Source organism: Kutzneria sp. NPDC052558 (assembly GCF_044547355.1).
GTDB lineage: Bacteria > Actinomycetota > Actinomycetes > Mycobacteriales > Pseudonocardiaceae > Kutzneria.
Window position 1 is genome coordinate 489,404 of sequence record NZ_JBIUAG010000003.1, and the last position, 16,016, is coordinate 505,419.

The 16,016-nt window shown below is 69.7% G+C and carries 17 protein-coding genes; 13 read left to right on the plus strand and 4 right to left on the minus strand.

Annotation, left to right across the window (positions count from 1 at the left end):
• Nucleotides 1-53 precede the first annotated feature (53 nt).
• Together ACIG5F_RS08860 and ACIG5F_RS08865 are read right to left on the minus strand one after the other, a co-directional pair.
• Nucleotides 54-1,154 carry a LacI family DNA-binding transcriptional regulator gene (locus ACIG5F_RS08860; RefSeq protein WP_396516854.1) on the minus strand — a complete coding sequence of 367 codons (1,101 nt, stop codon included), beginning with the start codon at nucleotides 1,152-1,154 and terminating at the stop codon, nucleotides 54-56.
• Nucleotides 1,155-1,273: 119 nt separating this feature from the next.
• Nucleotides 1,274-2,308 carry a LacI family DNA-binding transcriptional regulator gene (locus ACIG5F_RS08865; RefSeq protein WP_396516855.1) on the minus strand — a complete coding sequence of 345 codons (1,035 nt, stop codon included), beginning with the start codon at nucleotides 2,306-2,308 and terminating at the stop codon, nucleotides 1,274-1,276.
• 375 nt (nucleotides 2,309-2,683) lie between these two features.
• Here ACIG5F_RS08865 and ACIG5F_RS08870 point away from each other — a divergent pair, with 375 nt between their 5' ends.
• The 7 genes from ACIG5F_RS08870 (at nucleotide 2,684) to ACIG5F_RS08900 (ending at nucleotide 8,816) form a co-directional block, all read left to right on the plus strand.
• On the plus strand, nucleotides 2,684-3,784 hold the full coding sequence (locus tag ACIG5F_RS08870; protein WP_396516856.1) for an ABC transporter ATP-binding protein: 1,101 nt from the start codon (nucleotides 2,684-2,686) through the stop codon (nucleotides 3,782-3,784).
• A gap of 89 nt (nucleotides 3,785-3,873) precedes the next feature.
• On the plus strand, nucleotides 3,874-4,539 hold the full coding sequence (locus ACIG5F_RS08875; RefSeq protein ID WP_396516857.1) for a VanZ family protein: 666 nt from the start codon (nucleotides 3,874-3,876) through the stop codon (nucleotides 4,537-4,539).
• A gap of 200 nt (nucleotides 4,540-4,739) precedes the next feature.
• The gene (locus ACIG5F_RS08880) at nucleotides 4,740-5,642 is read left to right on the plus strand and encodes a metal ABC transporter solute-binding protein, Zn/Mn family (protein WP_396516858.1); all 903 of its coding nucleotides are present in this window, start codon (nucleotides 4,740-4,742) and stop codon (nucleotides 5,640-5,642) included.
• Nucleotides 5,643-5,698: 56 nt separating this feature from the next.
• Nucleotides 5,699-6,496 carry a metal ABC transporter ATP-binding protein gene (locus ACIG5F_RS08885; protein WP_396516898.1) on the plus strand — a complete coding sequence of 266 codons (798 nt, stop codon included), beginning with the start codon at nucleotides 5,699-5,701 and terminating at the stop codon, nucleotides 6,494-6,496.
• Complete coding sequence (locus tag ACIG5F_RS08890; RefSeq protein ID WP_396516859.1) at nucleotides 6,496-7,374, plus strand: metal ABC transporter permease; 879 nt, start codon at nucleotides 6,496-6,498, stop codon at nucleotides 7,372-7,374. The genes ACIG5F_RS08885 and ACIG5F_RS08890 overlap by 1 nt, the downstream gene beginning before the upstream one ends.
• Before the next feature lie 40 nt (nucleotides 7,375-7,414).
• Nucleotides 7,415-7,996 carry a DUF1707 domain-containing protein gene (locus ACIG5F_RS08895; protein ID WP_396516860.1) on the plus strand — a complete coding sequence of 194 codons (582 nt, stop codon included), beginning with the start codon at nucleotides 7,415-7,417 and terminating at the stop codon, nucleotides 7,994-7,996.
• Between the two features lie 34 nt (nucleotides 7,997-8,030).
• Nucleotides 8,031-8,816: a class I SAM-dependent methyltransferase gene (locus ACIG5F_RS08900; protein WP_396516861.1), complete on the plus strand. Its 786-nt coding sequence runs from the start codon at nucleotides 8,031-8,033 to the stop codon at nucleotides 8,814-8,816.
• Here the strand turns inward: ACIG5F_RS08900 and ACIG5F_RS08905 are convergent.
• Nucleotides 8,813-9,319: a hypothetical protein gene (locus ACIG5F_RS08905; RefSeq protein ID WP_396516862.1), complete on the minus strand. Its 507-nt coding sequence runs from the start codon at nucleotides 9,317-9,319 to the stop codon at nucleotides 8,813-8,815. The two genes, ACIG5F_RS08900 and ACIG5F_RS08905, sit on opposite strands and share 4 nt — an antisense overlap.
• 40 nt (nucleotides 9,320-9,359) lie before the next feature.
• On the opposite strand from ACIG5F_RS08905, the gene ACIG5F_RS08910 reads away from it, so the two are divergent.
• The 3 genes from ACIG5F_RS08910 (at nucleotide 9,360) to ACIG5F_RS08920 (ending at nucleotide 10,615) form a co-directional block, all read left to right on the plus strand.
• Nucleotides 9,360-9,776 carry a carboxymuconolactone decarboxylase family protein gene (locus ACIG5F_RS08910; protein WP_396516863.1) on the plus strand — a complete coding sequence of 139 codons (417 nt, stop codon included), beginning with the start codon at nucleotides 9,360-9,362 and terminating at the stop codon, nucleotides 9,774-9,776.
• A 202-nt stretch (nucleotides 9,777-9,978) separates the two neighbouring features.
• Complete coding sequence (locus tag ACIG5F_RS08915) at nucleotides 9,979-10,107, plus strand: hypothetical protein (RefSeq protein WP_396516864.1); 129 nt, start codon at nucleotides 9,979-9,981, stop codon at nucleotides 10,105-10,107.
• Between the two features lie 97 nt (nucleotides 10,108-10,204).
• A complete protein-coding gene (locus ACIG5F_RS08920; protein WP_396516865.1) occupies nucleotides 10,205-10,615 on the plus strand; it encodes a nuclear transport factor 2 family protein in 411 nt (136 codons plus the stop codon).
• Here ACIG5F_RS08920 and ACIG5F_RS08925 read toward each other — a convergent pair.
• Nucleotides 10,581-11,810: a cytochrome P450 gene (locus ACIG5F_RS08925; RefSeq protein WP_396516866.1), complete on the minus strand. Its 1,230-nt coding sequence runs from the start codon at nucleotides 11,808-11,810 to the stop codon at nucleotides 10,581-10,583. The genes ACIG5F_RS08920 and ACIG5F_RS08925 overlap by 35 nt on opposite strands.
• Before the next feature lie 447 nt (nucleotides 11,811-12,257).
• On the opposite strand from ACIG5F_RS08925, the gene ACIG5F_RS08930 reads away from it, so the two are divergent.
• The 3 genes from ACIG5F_RS08930 to ACIG5F_RS08940 all read left to right on the plus strand — a co-directional run.
• On the plus strand, nucleotides 12,258-13,502 hold the full coding sequence (locus ACIG5F_RS08930) for an IS110 family transposase (protein ID WP_396516867.1): 1,245 nt from the start codon (nucleotides 12,258-12,260) through the stop codon (nucleotides 13,500-13,502).
• Between the two features lie 130 nt (nucleotides 13,503-13,632).
• On the plus strand, nucleotides 13,633-14,031 hold the full coding sequence (locus ACIG5F_RS08935) for a hypothetical protein (protein WP_396516868.1): 399 nt from the start codon (nucleotides 13,633-13,635) through the stop codon (nucleotides 14,029-14,031).
• Nucleotides 14,032-14,033: 2 nt separating this feature from the next.
• Nucleotides 14,034-16,016, plus strand: a 1,983-nt coding sequence (locus ACIG5F_RS08940) for a tetratricopeptide repeat protein (protein WP_396516869.1), incomplete at its 3' end; no start/stop codon positions are given.

Below are 16,016 nucleotides of genomic sequence, written 5' to 3' on the forward strand. Positions count from 1 at the left end.
GCACGACAAAGCCCCCAACCTTCCGCGCGAAGGTTGGGGGCTTTGTCATGCGATCAGGGGCCGAACCAGCGTTCCTCAGTGATGCGGGGCGGGGCCGAGGTGGTGCCGACGATCAGCTCGGTGGCCAGCGTGACGGTCCGCGGCCGGTTGTGGTCGGCCGCGTTGACCAGCAGCTTGCCGGCGGCCCGGCCCTTCTCCAGCACGGGCTGGCGCACCGTGGTCAGGCCGGAGCGCTCGCTCTCGGTGATGCCGTCGAAGCCGGTGATGCTGAGGTCCTGCGGCACCCGCAGCCCCCGCCGCCTGGCCTCGGCCAGCGCGCCGAGGGCCAGGATGTCGGAGGTGCAGATCAGGGCGGTGACCTGGGGATCCCGGTCCAGCAGCTGGGCGGCGGCGGACGCGCCGGAGGCGATGCTGTGGTCGAAGCGCTCCACCACCGGCACGCTCGTCCAGTCCACGTTGGCCGAGGTGAAGGCGGTGGCCAGGGCCTCGAGCCGGGCCCGCTGCACGTGGAAGTGGGCGGTGTGCTGGCGGTCGGCGTTGACGAAGCCGTCGTTGCGGTCCCGCGCCAGCCGCATGCAGATCACGCCGATGCGCCGGTGCCCGAGGTCGATGAGGTGGTCGGCGACCTGGGTGATGGCGGCCCGGTCGTCGATGCCGACCCGGTCCACGGTGTCCAGCTCCGGCTGGTCGCACACGACAGTCGGCACCGGCCGCTCCAGCACGGCGGCCAGGTGCGGGTCGTCGTCGGGCACGGAGTAGACGACAAAGCCGTCGACGCCGGCCCGGTGCACGGCGGCCACGTCCTCACGCTCCGGATTGGCCGGCACCAGCAGCAGTCCCTGGCCGGCGTCCTCGCACGCGAGGGCCAGTCCTTCGAGGAAGCCGACGGCGGCCGGGTCGCGGAACGCGTACGACAGGTTCTCGGTCAGCAGCAGGCCGACGGCTCCCGCCTTGCGGGTGCGCAGCGAGCGCGCGACCGGGTCCGGGCCGGGGTAGCCCAGCCTTCGGGCCGTCTCCAACACCCGCCGACGCAGCTCCGGTGAGAGCTGGTCGGGCCGGTTGTATGCGTTGGACACCGTTGTCCGCGAAACGCCCAGCTCAGCGGCGAGGGACGCCAGCGTCGCCGGCCGTCGCACATGCATTGACCGCGCCATGGAGTGACCGTAACGGTCAAGAACCAATTCGTGAAGCCGGGGACAGCCGTGTCCCCCTGAAGCACTATCCCGGCACGTCAACAGGTCTTTCCCGTTAAGGAAGCGTGGTGTAGACCAAGTCACGCGCTCGGAATCGGTCCTGTCGACTCCCTGACCACCAGTCTTGGCCGGAACAGGCGGGTGTGCGAGGAGGCCGGGCGCCGCCGGGAATCGGGGTCAAGACGCTGCACCAGCTCGTCCACGGCTGCGGCGGACATCTCACTGATGGGCTGCGCCACAGTCGTGAGCGCGGGCGTGCACTGTCCGGCGAACGGGATGTCGTCGAAGCCGACTACGGACAGTTGCGACGGCACGCGCACGCCCCGCCGCGCGGCCTCCCGCAGCGCGCCGATGGCCATCTGGTCCGAGGAGCAGATCACCGCGGTCGGCGCGGCCGTGTCGAGTAGTTGGGCCAGCGCCGCGGCCCCGCCGGCCGGCTCGAACGGGCCGTGGGCGACCAGCTCGGCCGGCGCGGCATGGCCGTTTTCCTCAAGGGCGGCGGCCCAGCCGGCTCGCTTGAGCCGTGACGGCAACGCCCGCGCCGGCCCGCTGACGAAGCCGATCCGGGTGTGCCCGAGGGCGATCAGGTGCGCGGTCGCGAGGTAGCCGGCCAGCTGCTCGTCCACGGCGATGTCGGCGACGTCCAGGGCGGGCGTGGCGCCGTTGATGAACACCATCCGCACGCCGTCGGCCACGAGCCGGGTGTAGTAGGCGGCCTCCGGGCCCTCACCGGCCGGCGCGTTGGTGATCGCCGGGGACACGAAGATCATCCCCTCCACGCCGCGGGCCAGCACCATGCGCACGTATTCCTCCTCGCGCAGGCCGGCCGAGCGGGTGTTGCACAGCAGTGACGAGTAGCCGGCGGCCGCCGCCCGGGTCTCCAACGCCTCGGCGAACGCCGGGAACACCGGATTCGACAGCTCCGGCAGCAGCAGGCCGATCACCCCGGTGCGGCGCAGCGCGCCCAGCCCGCGCGGCGAGTACGGCAGGTCGTCCAGCGCGGCCAGCACCCGCAGCCGGGTCTCCTCGTTCACCCCCGCCCGCCGGTTGAGCACCCGGCTCACGGTCGAGACGCTGACGCCCGCGATCTTCGCGATCTCGGCCAGACCGGGCACCCGCGTCCTCCTCGTTCGGAGCGTGTCGGGCTGAAGCCTGCCCGGGCCGGAAAGCTTTTGCAACGAACAGGCCACCCCGCGTCGGTCGCGCCGGCCGTCGGCGGGAAATCGCCGGCAAAGTTTTGCAGCGACCGGTCCGCGGGCCGCCGACCACGGGACACGCGGCCGCTCAGGTAACACAACCGCGCCGAATAGGGCCGTTCGGCCGACTTCGGTTACCCATAACCCACGGCGTTGTGCCTGGTGAGACCGCCGGGCCGAGCCTAGGGGTGACGATTCAGAAACGGTGGGTAGTCGGCGTACGCCGAGGGGCTGACGGATGCGGTTTCTCGGGTTACTTTGTCGTCACACGTTTCGCAGTGAAAGGGACCACACATGGCCGAGGTCGCCTACGTCAGTGCCTCCCGGGTGTTCGCCGGGAACCCTCCGGTGCGCGCGGTCGACCAGCTGGAGCTCGACGTCGCGGACGGTGAGTTCCTGGTGCTGGTCGGGCCGTCCGGCTCGGGCAAGTCCACCGCCCTGCGCATGCTCGCCGGCCTGGAGGACGTTGACGAGGGCGCGATCAAGATCGGCGGCAAGGACGTCACCAACGTGCCGCCGAAGGGCCGCGACATCGCCATGGTGTTCCAGTCCTACGCGCTCTACCCGCACATGACGGTCGCCGAGAACATGGGCTTCGCGCTCAAGCTGCGGGGCACGCCCAAGCAGGAGATCAAGGACAAGGTCGCCGAGGCGGCCAAGATGCTGGACCTGACCAAGTACCTGGACCGCAAGCCGAAGGCGCTGTCCGGCGGCCAGCGTCAGCGCGTCGCCATGGGCCGGGCCATCGTGCGCGAGCCCAGCGTCTTCCTGATGGACGAGCCGCTGTCCAACCTGGACGCCAAGCTGCGCGTCGAGACCCGGGCCAACATCGCCGCCCTCCAGCAGCGCCTGGGCACGACCACCATCTACGTCACGCACGACCAGGTCGAGGCCATGACCATGGGCGACCGGGTCGCCGTGCTCAAGGACGGCCTGCTCCAGCAGTGCGCCTCGCCGCGCGAGCTGTACGACCGCCCGGCCAACGCCTTCGTCGCCGGCTTCATCGGCTCGCCCGCGATGAACCTCAAGACCGTGCCGCTGTCCGCCGAGGGCGCGCAGCTGGACGGCCTGACCGTGCCGCTGACCCGGGCCGCGCTGGACAAGGCCTCGTCCGAGGGCCTCAAGGAGGTCACCTTCGGCGTGCGGCCCGAGACGCTGCGGCTGGCCTCGGGCGACGAGCCCGGCATGGACCTGACCGTCGAGCTGGTCGAGGAGCTCGGCGCCGACGCCTACGTCTACGGCTCGGTGCGCATCGGCGGCTCGCCGGAGCGCTTCATCGTCCGCGTCGACGGCCGCACGCCGCCGGCCTTCGGTCAGAACGTCAAGGTGGCCGTGCGCGACACCAGCGAGGTGCACCTGTTCCACCCGGAGAGCGGCGCCCGCCTGGAGGTCTGACCCTCGGTTCGTGGTGGCCCGTCCGGTTCGCCGGGCGGGCCACACGCATGTGGAACAACCGGCGGGCGGGGCTCGTCGTCTGACCCGGTATGCATGAGCTCTACCGGGATGGCTACGACTACCTCACCTCCAGGCCGGACGTGACGGCCGCGTTGCTGGTCGGCGGCCTGGTGCTGGGGGCGTTGGCGCTGCTGGCGGCGCATCTGTTCCGCTGGGGCAAGACCGCTTCGGTGCTGGCCGGCGTGAGCCTGGCGCTGGCCCTGTCGGTCACCCTGGTCCGGCCGTTCTGGGGCGACGTCCGGCTGGGCGACCCGATGCGGGTCTGCGTGCCCGGCGTGTTCTCGCTGGCCGCCGGCGGTGCGCTGCTGAACTTCGTGATGCTCATGCCGCTGGGCTTGTTCGGCGTGCTGGCCACCAAGCGCCCGCTGCTGGTGGCCATCGGCTGCGTGTCGGTCAGCGCCGGCATCGAGATCACCCAGGCCGTGTTCGAGCTGGGCGTCTGCGACGGCCAGGATTTCATGAACAACAGCGTCGGCGGGGTGCTGGCCGCCGTGGCCGGCTGGCTGTTGCTGCTGGTCTCCGGTCGCAACCGGCGGCACCGGCGCCAGCCCGAGCCGGTGGCCCGGCTGGGCCACCCCGGCTTCCCGAGCTGGTCCGAGTGGCCGGCGCCGGCGCCGGCCACGCCGGATCGCGAGACCGTGCCGTTGCACCGCGAGCAGCGGACCGTCCCCATCGGGTCCTGGCACCGGCGGTAACCGCTCCGCTGCGGCGAAGAACACACCCTCTCCGCCGGCATGGTCCGGACCTGCTGCTTCGTGGTCGCCGACGACCGGGACCACCCGTCCAGGTGATAACGATTTTCACTCCAACGAGGATGTTGATCACTCATCTGACCTAGGCTCCACTCGACAACGGTTTCCATTGCTAGATCGTCACGCTGTCGAGGGGTGTGCAGATGACTGTCCGTTCCCGCTGGGCTTCGGCGGCCACGTTGGCCATGGCCGCGGCGGTGCTAGCCGCCTGTGGCGCCGGCGCCGCGTCCTCCACCCCGGCCGACGGCAAGATCAAGGTCGTCGCGTCGACCGACGTGTGGGGCAGCGTGGTCCGGGCGGTCGGCGGCGACGACGTCAGCGTCACGTCGATCATCGACGACCCGACCAAGGACCCGCACGACTACGAGGTCCAGCCCAAGGACACCGCCGCCGTCGCCGGCGCGCAGCTGCTGGTCTCCAACGGCATCGGCTACGACGACTTCTTCGCCAAGGCGACAGCCACGGTCGGCGGGGGCAAGCCGAGCGTGGTGGCCTTCGACGTCTCCGGCAAGCAGAAGACCGACGACACCAACGAGCACGTCTTCTACGACCTGCCGACCGTCAAGAAGGTGGCCGACAAGATCGCCGCCGACCTCGGCGCCATCGACGCGTCCAAGAAGGCTGCCTTCGACGCCAACGCCAAGGCCTTCGACGGCAAGCTGGACGACCTGATCGCCCAGATCGGCAAGCTCCCGGCCGGCAAGAAGGTCGTGGTCACCGAGCCGGTGGCCAACTACCTGCTGGCCGCCGGCGCCATCGCCGACGCCACGCCCAAGGCGTTCGAGGAGGCCGTCGAGGCCGGCACCGACATCCCGGTCGCCGCCGTCGCCGAGGCCACCGCGCTGATCGCCAACCGCCAGGTCGACGCGCTGGTGAACAACGCCCAGACCGAGACCGACCTGACCAACCAGCTCAAGTCGAAGGCCGCCGCGGCCGGCATTCCGGTCGTGGACGTGACCGAGACGCTGCCCGCCGGGACGACCGACTACGTTGGTTGGATCGGCAAGGAGGTCGACGCCCTATCGAAAGCGCTCGTGAAGCAGTGACGGCGGACGCGCTCGTCGACGCCGCCCCGGCCACTCGGCCGGCGGCGGCGCTGCGCATGCGCGGGGCCCGCCTCGCCTACGGCAGCCGGGTCCTGTGGGACGGCCTCGACCTGGACATCAGGCCCGGCGAGTTCCTGGCCGTGCTCGGCCCCAACGGCTCCGGCAAGACCAGCATGCTGCGGGTCCTGCTCGGCCAGCAGCCGCTGTCGGCCGGCGAGGTCTCCATCGCCGGCCACGCGCCCGGCAAGGCCAACCACCAGCTCGGCTACATCCCGCAGCAGCGGTCCATCGACGCCAATCTCACGCTGCGAGGCCGTGATCTGGTCGGCCTCGGCCTGGACGGGCATCGCTGGGGCCTGGGACTGCGTGGTCGCAAGGAGCGTCGTCGCAAGGTGGAGGCCGCGCTGGCCGAGGTCGGCGCCAGCGACTACGCGGATCACCCCGTCGGCCTGCTCTCCGGCGGTGAGCAGCAGCGGTTGCGAGTGGCGCAGGCCCTGGTCGGCGATCCCCAGCTGCTGCTGTGCGACGAGCCTTTGCTGTCGCTCGACCTGGCTCACCAGCGTGTGGTCAGCGACCTGATCGACGCCCGCCGCCGCACCGCCGGGACCGCCGTGCTGTTCGTGACGCACGAGATCAATCCCGTGCTGCCGCTGGTGGACCGGGTGCTCTACCTGGTCAACGGGCGGTTCCGGATCGGCACCCCGGACGAGGTGATGACCTCGGAGAACCTGTCCGAGCTGTACCGGACGCCAGTCGACGTGCTGCGGGTGCGAGGCCAGATCGTCGTGGTCGGCGCGCACCAGGAATCGCACCACTGCGCCGACACCACGCCGACGCCGGAGGTCCGGCCCTGATGTCCGACTACATCTCCACCACCCTGCTGCTCCTGCCCTTCGTCAGCTCCGCGCTGATCGCCGCCGCGGTGCTGGGCGTGCTGGCCGGGGTCCTCGGGCCGCTGATCGTCACCCGCAACATGGCGTTCTCCGTGCACGGCACCAGCGAACTGGCCCTGACCGGCGGCGCCGCGGCCCTGCTGGCCGGCATCAACGTCGGCTACGGCTCGCTGGTCGGCGCGATCGTGGCCGCGGTGATCCTGGGGCTGCTGACCCGCAAGGTGTCCGAGCACGACTCCGTGATCGGCGCCGTGCTGGCGTTCGGGCTGGGCGTCGGCGTGCTGCTGCTGTCGTTCTACGAAGGCAACTCCGCCAACAAGTTCGGCCTGCTCATCGGCCAGATCGCCAGCGTCGACTCGGGCAGCCTGGTGCTGCTGGTCAGCGCGGCGGTCGGGGTGCTGGTGGTGCTGTCGTTCATCTACCGGCCGCTGCTGTTCGCCAGCGTCGACTCCGAGGTGGCGGCCGCGCGGGGCGTGCCGCTGCGCGTGCTGTCGCCGGTGTTCGCGGTGCTGGTTGGCGTGGCCACCGCGCTGGGCGTGCAGACCGTCGGCTCGCTGCTGGTGCTGTCGCTGATGATCACGCCGGCCGCCGCCGCGTCCCGGGTGACGGCCTCGCCGCTGGTCGCGACCGTGCTGTCGATCGTGTTCGCGGAGCTGGCGGTGATCGGCGGCATCGTGCTGTCGCTGGTGCCGGGCAAGCCGGTGAGCGCGTTCGTCACCGCCATCTCGTTCCTGATCTACCTGCTGTGCCGGCTGGTCGGCGCACTGCGGGCGCGCCGGATCGGCAGCGGGCGCGGGATGGCGTCCGCCCACCTGGCGGTAGGGGCCGCTCGCACCTGAACCGGGGCTGTCCGGCCGGGATCCGTACTAGCGTGATGCCATGACTGACGCGATCGACCCGGCCAACCTCAGGGTGTCCAACGCCGAGCGCGAGCAGGCGGCCGCGATCCTCCAGGACGCGCTGGACCAGGGGATGATCACGATCGACGAGTACGGCGAGCGCAGCGCGATCGCCGCGGCGGCCAGAGTGCGCGGCGAGCTGACCGTCATCCTGGCCGACCTGCCCACCGCCCTGCACAACGGGACCGTGGCCCTGACCTCGCCCGCGCCGCTGGAGGACGAGCGGCCGCTGGAGCTCAACGCCGGCATGGGCAACGTCAACCAGGTCGGCCGCTGGACGGTGCCGAGTCAGATCAACGCCCGGTGCTCGATGGGCAACGTGAAGATCGACTTCAGCGACGCGGTCTGCCGGCACCGCGACGTGCGGCTGCACGTGGAATGCGGCTGGGGCAACATGAAGGTGCTCGTGCCGCGGGGCTGGACCGTGGTGGTCGAGGGCATGTCGGTGGGCACCGGCCGGTTCAACAACAAGGCCACCTCGCCCGGCGACCCCGGCCGACCGGTGCTGCACGTCGAGGGCAGCGTGACCGCCGGCGACATCAAGATCCGTTACGGGGACTGAGAAAACGGCTGGCGCCGCTCGCTACCGTCGAGAGATGCAGGCCTATTACGAGCAGGACAGGGAAGACGGCCGGCTCGGCGCCGGCGGCGGGTTGCTGGAGTTCGTGCGCACCAGGGAACTGGTCGAGCGCTACCTGCCGGCCGTGCCTTCATCCATTGTGGACATCGGCGGTGGGACCGGGGTGCACGCGCGCTGGCTGGCCGAGCTGGGCCATCGCGTCGATCTGGTCGACGCCGTGCCACTGCACGTCGCTCGGGCGTCGGAAATCCCCGGTGTCACGGCGGTTCTGGGCGACGCGCGCAAGCTCGACGCCGCCGACGCCTCGTACGACTTCGTGCTCATGTGCGGGCCGCTGTACCACCTGCTGACCGTCGAGGACCGGCTGGCCGCCTGGCGCGAGGCCCGCCGGGTGCTCAAGCCCGGCGGGCACGTCGCCGCCGCCACCATCGCCCGGTTCTCGTCCCTGCACGACGCCTTGTTCCGCAATCTGTTCCGGTACAAGGAGTTCTACCCCATGGTGGCGTCCACTGTGGTCGATGGCCACCACCGGCCGCCCGAGGGACGGCACGAGTGGTTCACCCACACCTACTTCCACCGCCCCGAGGAGTCCGCTCAGGAGGCCATCGAGGCGGGATTCCTTGCGCCGCAGGTGTTCGCCATCGAGGGCAGCGCCCGGGCCCTGCCCGACGCCGAGATTGAGGCCCGGCTGGCCGACCCCGTGCAGCGTGAGCACCTGATGTGGGCGCTGCGGCTGATGGAGACCGACCCCAGCGTGCTCGGCGTCTCCTCCCACCTGCTCACCGTCGCGCACAAGGGCTAGCTCTGGCAGGCCCGGGCGTAGGCGCTGGTCAGCTTGAGCGTGGCCGGCATCGACGGGCGGGCCGGCCACACCTGCACCAGGTACTCGTCGACCGGCTCCTCGTCGCCATCGTCCGCCGTGTCCAGGTCGTGCCCGGCGTCCATTCCCCTTGCGTGGTAACGCAATCGGTGGTTGCCAGGGCCGGCCGGCAGCGGGCCCAGCGGGTGGCTGTCCTCGCCGGCCCACTCGACCAGGTGCAGCTCGTCCTCGGTCGGGGCGAAGTCGATCTCCACCACGTCCTCGTAGCGCTCCAGCTGCGCGCCGGGATCGGCCCCGGCGAGGTCGACCCGGACGCCGACGTGGCCGGTGTGCAGGCCGGTGAGCAGGATCGCCTCGCCGCCGTACACGCCGACGATGCCGACCGGGTTGGCGGTGAAACAGCGGTCCCAGTCGGGGCTGCCGTGGGGGTTTCCGCTGAGGTAGAGCTGGCCGTCGTGGATCCAGACGTGACCGTCGAACGCCATCACCGCATGATCCTAATGGGTGACGTCGTAAGGTGGGCCTATGACCGAGCACGAAGATCGACAGGCCCGGTTCGACCGGGGCATGGCGCTGCTCAACGAGGTCACCGGGGGACTCGGTCCCGCGGTGCTGGAGTCGCTGGCCGACGTCTCGCCCGAGCTGGCCCACCAGACCGTGGCCTGGGGCTACGGCGAGATCTACAGCCGGCCGCAGCTGGCGCCGCGGGACCGTCAGCTGGTCACCATCGGCATGCTCACCGCGCTGGGCGGCTGCGAATCCCAGCTGCGGGTGCACATCAACACCGGGCTCAACGTCGGGCTCACGCCGGCCGAGATCGTCGAGGCGCTGCTGCAGTCGGCCGGCTACTGCGGCTTTCCCCGGGCCCTCAACGCGACCAACGTGGCCAAGGAGGTCTTCGCCGAGCGCGGGCTGCTGCCGGTCCAGACCACTGTGGACTGATCAGTTCGCGATCGACCGGGCGCGTCGGGATCGTCCAGGCAGCGCAGGATGCTGTCGGCACATCTGGTTGCCGCCGACGTTCCGGCCGATCTCGCGAATCACGATCTTGGGGCATCGCCGACCTCCTTCGCGCCTGCCTGCCCACTCCGCCCCGCCGCCGCGTGGCATAGCCAGACTGGGCCAGTGGCAAGCGTTTGCCGTCATGCAGCACGGCACCGTCAACCACGTCGTCGACCTCGATCGGCTGACCGGCCGCTGCGAGGTCATCGTGCACGTCCGCCTGGCCGATGGCACTTGGATGACCGGCGGCGGCACCTACGAGGACCAATAGCAGCGGATCGCCGGCCAGTGGCGGATCGGGCGGCGAAAGGTGACGCGTCCCTTCGACCTCGGCCCCCTGCCCGAGTTGCGGCGATAGCTTGGAAAGAGTGACCCACGACGAGTTCTTCTCGCGGTATCTCCACGCCGGGCCCATCGGCCGTGACGCCAACGCCGTGGCCGCCCTGTTCGCCGAGGACGGCGTGTTCGAGGCTCCCCTCGTGCCCGCCGGCCACCACCTGCCTCGCCTCCTGGAGGGCCGCGCCGCCATCCGTGCCGGAATCCGCCAGTACCACCAAGACCTCGACGTCCCCGGCGCCGTCAACATCCAGGAGTCCCGCTACTGCTTGCACACCGTCGACCCCTCCACGTTCGTCGTCGAGATCGACACCGTCTTCGACCTCCCCGACGGTTCCCGATCGACCATGTCGTTCGTGCAGATCTTTCGGCTCCGGGACGGGAAGATCGCGCGCCTACGGGACTACTTCAGCGTTGACGGAGCGGGAGGGTCGGTCGACTAGGGCCGTGAGGTCGGACAGGGAGGGCTTCCAGGCCGTGCATCAGGCTGACCGGTCGCCACCGGAGATCCTCCGGCGTGGCGGCGAGTGAGAGCTTGGGGAAGCGGGTGAGTAGCGCGCCGAACGCGACCTGCGCCTCCAACCGTGCCAGGGGTGCGCCCAGGCAGTAGTGGATGCCGTGGCCGAAGGAGACGTGCCCGCCGGGCTGGCGGTTGAAGTCGAGTCGCTCCGGGGCGGGGAACCGGCCCGGATCCCCGTTGGCGGAACTGGTCGCGAGCAGGACCCATTCGCCAGCCGGGATCGTCACGCCGCCGATGACAACGTCGGTGAGGGTGAACCGTTCGGTCGCGTGGTTCAGCGGGTTGGTGTGCCGCAGCAGTTCCTCGACGGCCGCCGGCAGTAGCGACGGCTCTTCGCGTAGCCGGGCTGCCTGCTCGGGGTGGGTCAGCAGCGCCAAGGTGCCGGAGGCGATGAGGTTGACGGTGGTGTCGAACCCGGCCATGACTAGTTGGAACACGCCGGAGAGCAGCTCGATGTCGGTGAGGGCGGCGTCGGACTCGTCGCGAACCCGCACGAGTGCCGAGACAAGGTCGTCGCCGGGCTCGGCGCGCTTGGCCGTGATGAGGTCTGTGAAGTAGACGGCCAGCTCCCGGATGACGCGTTCGCGGTCCTTGCCGTTGTCGTAGTCGACCACTGCTACCTCGAGCCACGCCCGATCGGCCGCCGGCACACCCAACAGCTCGCTGAGCACCGTGATCGGCAGCGGCCGGGCGAAACGGATGAGCAGGTCGACGATCTCGCCGCCCGCCGACGCCATGTCCGCCAGCAACGTTTCGGCGATCTCCACCGTGCGTGGCCGCAACTGCGCGATACGCCGCGGCGTGAAGGCCTTCAGCATGAGGCCGCGCAGCCTCGTGTGGTCCGGCGGGTCCCGGTGGAGCATGTGCGCGTGCAGGTTCACGGCCTGGCTCGGCCAAGTCCGCGGGCCGGTGGGCCAGTGGTGCAGGTCCTTGCTCAGCTGCGGATCGGCCAGGCCGGCCCGCACGTCCTCGTAGCGCGTCACGACCCACCTCCGCCCCTGGCCCGGAATCTGTACCGCCGCGACCGGCCGCGTCTCGCGCAACTGCGCGAAAAACCCCGATGGGCTCCGGAAATAGACGTCCTCGTCCACGGAGATGGGCTGCCCCTCGTCCGCCATGGTCCACACCCTAGGAAGACCGGCCGGCAAACCACCAACGGATTTCTCGCTGCTGAAGAAACCCCAGTGCCCAGATCAGAACTGGTAGTACTGAGTCCGGCGACCGTCCACCTGGGACTCCTGGCGCTGGAAGCCCTTCTACCAGCGAAGACATCTCTCGATAGTTCTAGCCGCTTCACCGTTGCCCGACGCTTGACGGCCTGGAGACGGCCTGAGAGTGAGTCGGGTAGCCGGGAGGAACTTCCTTACGATCTCCGGCACTGGGTCTGTTCGAGGGCTGTCGTAGGGTCGTCGCAGCTCAGGGGCACCGGGCATGGCTTGTCTGACTTCGCCGTCATGGCTGGAGGGGAATGGCCACCCGGTGCTCACGACGAGAACGACCGCATCATTGGGATCCGCGACTCGATCGCTGTGTAAGGAAGCGCCGGCGTGCTCGTCTGCTGGGTCATGGCCACGACGAGCACGGAGGAGGCGCTGATGCCGCAGGTCTGGGCCGGTGTCGACGTTGGCAAGGAACACCACCACTGCGTGGTCATCGACACCGACGGCACCCGGGTGCTGTCCCGGCGGGTCCGCAACGACGAGGCGGACTTACGGGCTCTGATCAGCGACGTCGCAGCGCTGGGATCACCAGTGACCTGGGCTATCGACCTCGTTGGCGGGCCGGCGATGCTGCTGATCACGCTGCTGGCCGAGCACGCTGCGCTGGTGCTCTACCTGCCCGGTCGTCTGGTCCACCGCGCCGCTGAGACCTACCGCGGCGAGGGCAAGACCGACGCCCGCGACGCCGCGGTGATCGCCGACCAGGCTCGGATGCGCCGGGACCTGCAACCTGTCCGTGTCGCCGACGAGCTGGTCGCCCAGCTGCGGATGGTCACCCGTCGCCGCGAGGACCTGGTGGCCGACCGGGTCCGCACGGTCAATCGGCTGCGGGGCCTGTTGCTGGAGTACTTCCCGGCCTTGGAGCGGGCGTTCACCTGGGCGCGCTCGCCGAACGCACTGGTGCTGCTGCGCGGGTTCAGGACGCCGGCCGAGATCCGCTCGGTCACCCGGTCGCAGCTGGTGTCTTGGCTGAAGGTGCACAACGTCCGCAACGCCGACGCCATCGCCACCCGCGCCATCAGCGCGGCCGAGCAGCAGTCCGTCGCCGTGCCCGGCGAACAGGTCGCCGCCGACCTCGTGCGGCACCTGGTGCGGATGCTGACCGCGCTGGACGAGGAGATCCGCGACCTGGACGGCTGGCTCAAGCGGCTGCTGGAGCAACACGACCAGGCGGTGCTTCTCGCGAGCATGCCCGGCGTCGGCCCGCAGCTGGCCGCTGAGCTGCTGGTCAGCTCTGGTGGCGACGTGTTGACGTTCGGATCGCCGGACCGGCTGGCCAGCGTCGCCGGTTTGGCGCCGGTTCCGCGGGACTCGGGCAAGGTCAGTGGAAACCTGCACCGACCGCAGCGCTACAGCCGCCGGCTTCAACGCGCGTTCTACCTGTCCGCGATGGCGGCACTGATTCACTGTCCCACCTCGAAGGCGTTCTACCAGCGCAAACGCGACGAGGGCAAAAGCCACGTGCAGGCCTTGCTGGCGTTGGCCCGCCGGCGGGTGAACGTCATGTGGGCGCTGATTCGCGATGAGTGCCTGTATCAGGCCAACCGGACGCTGGGTGTAGGGCCAGCGGCGTCGCGCTCAGCGGTGTGAGCAGGGCGTGTGAAGGACGCGCACGCCGAGGCTGAGCCATTCGGGTGTGTGTTTGTCGTTGCCGTACTGGCGAGACCGGTGATGTCGATACTGCCCGTGACTAACGCGTTCCGAGGCGGGAGTGGTTCGAGTGATCGAGTCGGTTGAGGTCGTGGTGGCGGCGTTGAGCGCGGGAGCTGCGGCGGGCCTGAAGGACACGGCGTCGACAGCGGTCAAGGAGGCTTATCAGGGGCTTAAAGTTCTGACTCAGAAGGCCCTGCGGCACAAGGGAGTTGATCCTGAGTCTGAGGGCGTGATCGAGGGGCAGCTGGAGGATCCGCAGCAGCATCAGGAGGAGCTGAGGAAGGCGTTGGTCGCGGCCGATGCCGGCTCGGATGCGGAACTGGTGGCGGCGGCGCAGCGACTGCTGGCGCTGACCGACCCGGAAGGTAGTAATGCCGGCAAGTACCGCGTCAACGTGCACCACAACCAGGGCGTCTCGGTCGGCGACGGCAACACCCTCACGATGAACTTCGGCCCCCAATCCTGACCATGGGCCACCAGCAGGACGGCGAACCCGACGCCGAACCAGAGCCGAGCACTCAGCTGTCGCAAGCCACGCACGACGTGCATGGCAACATCGCAGCGCTGGTCGGTGACGGCAACACCGCGTACATCGTCCAGCCGCCGCTGCCGTCAGCGGAGTGGCCAGTGCGCGTAGGAGTGCCGCCGCGGCCGGCCGACCGCTACCAGCACCGTGACGCCGAGCAGGAACTGTCCAGAGTGTTGGCGTCAGGAGAGACAGCGGTGCTGGTGGGCGCCGAGCAGGTTCGTGGTGTCGTGCTGTCGGGGTTGGGTGGGGTCGGCAAGTCGCAGCTGGCCGCCAACCACGCATGGCATGCCTGGTCAGACACGTCTGCCGACCTGGTGGTGTGGATCAACGCCGCATCGCGCGACGGGATCCTCACGAGCTACGTCGACACCGCGCGCCACGTATTGCGGGGCGACGATCCCTCGATTGGACAGCGGCCGCCGGAGGACGTCGCTCGAGCGTTGTTGACTTGGCTGGCCTCCACCAAGCGCCGGTGGTTGATCGTGCTCGACGACCTCCAGGACCCCGTGGATCTTCATGGTCTGTGGCCGCCCCCCACCTCTGCGGGACACATCGTGGTGACCACCCGACGCCGCGACGCCGCGCTGGGACGCGGGGACCGACATGTCATCGAGGTCGGCGTGTTCACCGAAGCCGTGTCACTGGCGTATCTGACCGCGAAACTGCCAGCTCACTCCGCGACCGCGGCTGATCAAGAACAGCTGAAGGCGCTGGCCACAGACCTCGGGTATCTCCCCCTGGCATTGGCCCAGGCAGCGGCGTTCATTGCCGACAACCCACTGGAGTCCGTCGCCGAGTACCGAAAGCGTCTGGCTGACCGCAAACTGGCGCAGGCGCTGCCAGAGGACGGCAGCCTGCCGGACGAGCATCGAGCCACCGTCGCGGCGACCTGGTCGCTGTCGATCGAGCGCGCCAACACCCTGACCCCGCAAGGCTTCGCACGGCCTCTGCTGGAACTGATGAGCGTGCTCGACCCCGCCGGTGTCCCCGTTACGGTGTTCACCAGTGACGCCGTCCTCAGCCACCTCACTGCCGTCACGGAGACGGAGGCAGATCCCAGCATCGTCCGAGATGCTTTAGGGTGCCTGCACCGTTTCAGCCTGATCACGTTGGATCGCAACCAGCCGGTGCGCACCGTGCAGGCGCACGCACTGGTGCAACGCGCTGTCCGCGACACCATTCCGGCCGAACAGCTCGCTGATCTCGCACACATCGCAGCAGACGCACTCATCAGCATCTGGCCCGAGATCGACCGCGACGCGGCACTCACATTGGCACTACGTTCAGCGGCCGGCGCCCTCCATGCCACCACGTTCCCGGCGCTGTGGATGCCCGGTGGACATCCGGTGCTGTTCCACACAGGCCAGTCGTTGATAAAAGCCGGGCTCATTTCGGACGCTACACATCATTTCCGCGACCTGTGGTCGCAGGCAGATAGCCTTCTTGGTGCCGGTCACCCCGACACCCTGTTCAGCCGTAACGAACTCGCTACCTGCCGGGCTGAGGCTGGTGATGTCGCGGGCGCGATCGCCGAGTTCGAACACCTTCACCATGACCTGCAGCGTGTCGTGGGCACCGATCACCCCGACACGCTGGTCATCCGCAGCAATCTCGCCTCCTGGCGGGCTGAGGCGGGTGATGACGCGGGCGCGATCGCCGAGTTCGAACGCCTCCTCGAGGACCGCCGGCGGGTACTGGGCACCGACCACCCCGACACGCTGGTCACCCGCGGCAATCTCGCCTCCTGGCGGGCTAGGGCTGGTGATGTCGCGGGCGCGATCGCCGAGTTCGAACGCCTCCTCGAGGACCGCCGGCGGGTCCTGGGCGCCGACCACCCCGACACGCTGGTCACCCGCGGCAATCTCGCCTCCTGGCGGGCTAGGGCTGGTGATGTCGCGGGCGCGATCGCCGAGTTCGAACGC

What these genes read in the sequence shown, in the direction of transcription:
- ACIG5F_RS08905 (WP_396516862.1), bottom strand. Translation starts at nt 9,319, where the DNA reads ATGGCGTTCGACGGTCACGTCTGGATCCACGACGGCCAGCTCTACCTC.
- ACIG5F_RS08895 (WP_396516860.1), top strand. Translation starts at nt 7,415, where the DNA reads ATGACTGACGCGATCGACCCGGCCAACCTCAGGGTGTCCAACGCCGAG.
- ACIG5F_RS08930 (WP_396516867.1), top strand. Translation starts at nt 12,258, where the DNA reads ATGGCCACGACGAGCACGGAGGAGGCGCTGATGCCGCAGGTCTGGGCC.
- ACIG5F_RS08910 (WP_396516863.1), top strand. Translation starts at nt 9,360, where the DNA reads ATGACCGAGCACGAAGATCGACAGGCCCGGTTCGACCGGGGCATGGCG.
- ACIG5F_RS08890 (WP_396516859.1), top strand. Translation starts at nt 6,496, where the DNA reads ATGTCCGACTACATCTCCACCACCCTGCTGCTCCTGCCCTTCGTCAGC.
- ACIG5F_RS08875 (WP_396516857.1), top strand. Translation starts at nt 3,874, where the DNA reads ATGCATGAGCTCTACCGGGATGGCTACGACTACCTCACCTCCAGGCCG.
- ACIG5F_RS08885 (WP_396516898.1), top strand. Translation starts at nt 5,699, where the DNA reads ATGCGCGGGGCCCGCCTCGCCTACGGCAGCCGGGTCCTGTGGGACGGC.
- ACIG5F_RS08860 (WP_396516854.1), bottom strand. Translation starts at nt 1,154, where the DNA reads ATGGCGCGGTCAATGCATGTGCGACGGCCGGCGACGCTGGCGTCCCTC.
- ACIG5F_RS08915 (WP_396516864.1), top strand. Translation starts at nt 9,979, where the DNA reads ATGCAGCACGGCACCGTCAACCACGTCGTCGACCTCGATCGGCTGACC.
- ACIG5F_RS08880 (WP_396516858.1), top strand. Translation starts at nt 4,740, where the DNA reads ATGACTGTCCGTTCCCGCTGGGCTTCGGCGGCCACGTTGGCCATGGCC.
- ACIG5F_RS08900 (WP_396516861.1), top strand. Translation starts at nt 8,031, where the DNA reads ATGCAGGCCTATTACGAGCAGGACAGGGAAGACGGCCGGCTCGGCGCC.
- ACIG5F_RS08870 (WP_396516856.1), top strand. Translation starts at nt 2,684, where the DNA reads ATGGCCGAGGTCGCCTACGTCAGTGCCTCCCGGGTGTTCGCCGGGAAC.
- ACIG5F_RS08925 (WP_396516866.1), bottom strand. Translation starts at nt 11,810, where the DNA reads ATGGCGGACGAGGGGCAGCCCATCTCCGTGGACGAGGACGTCTATTTC.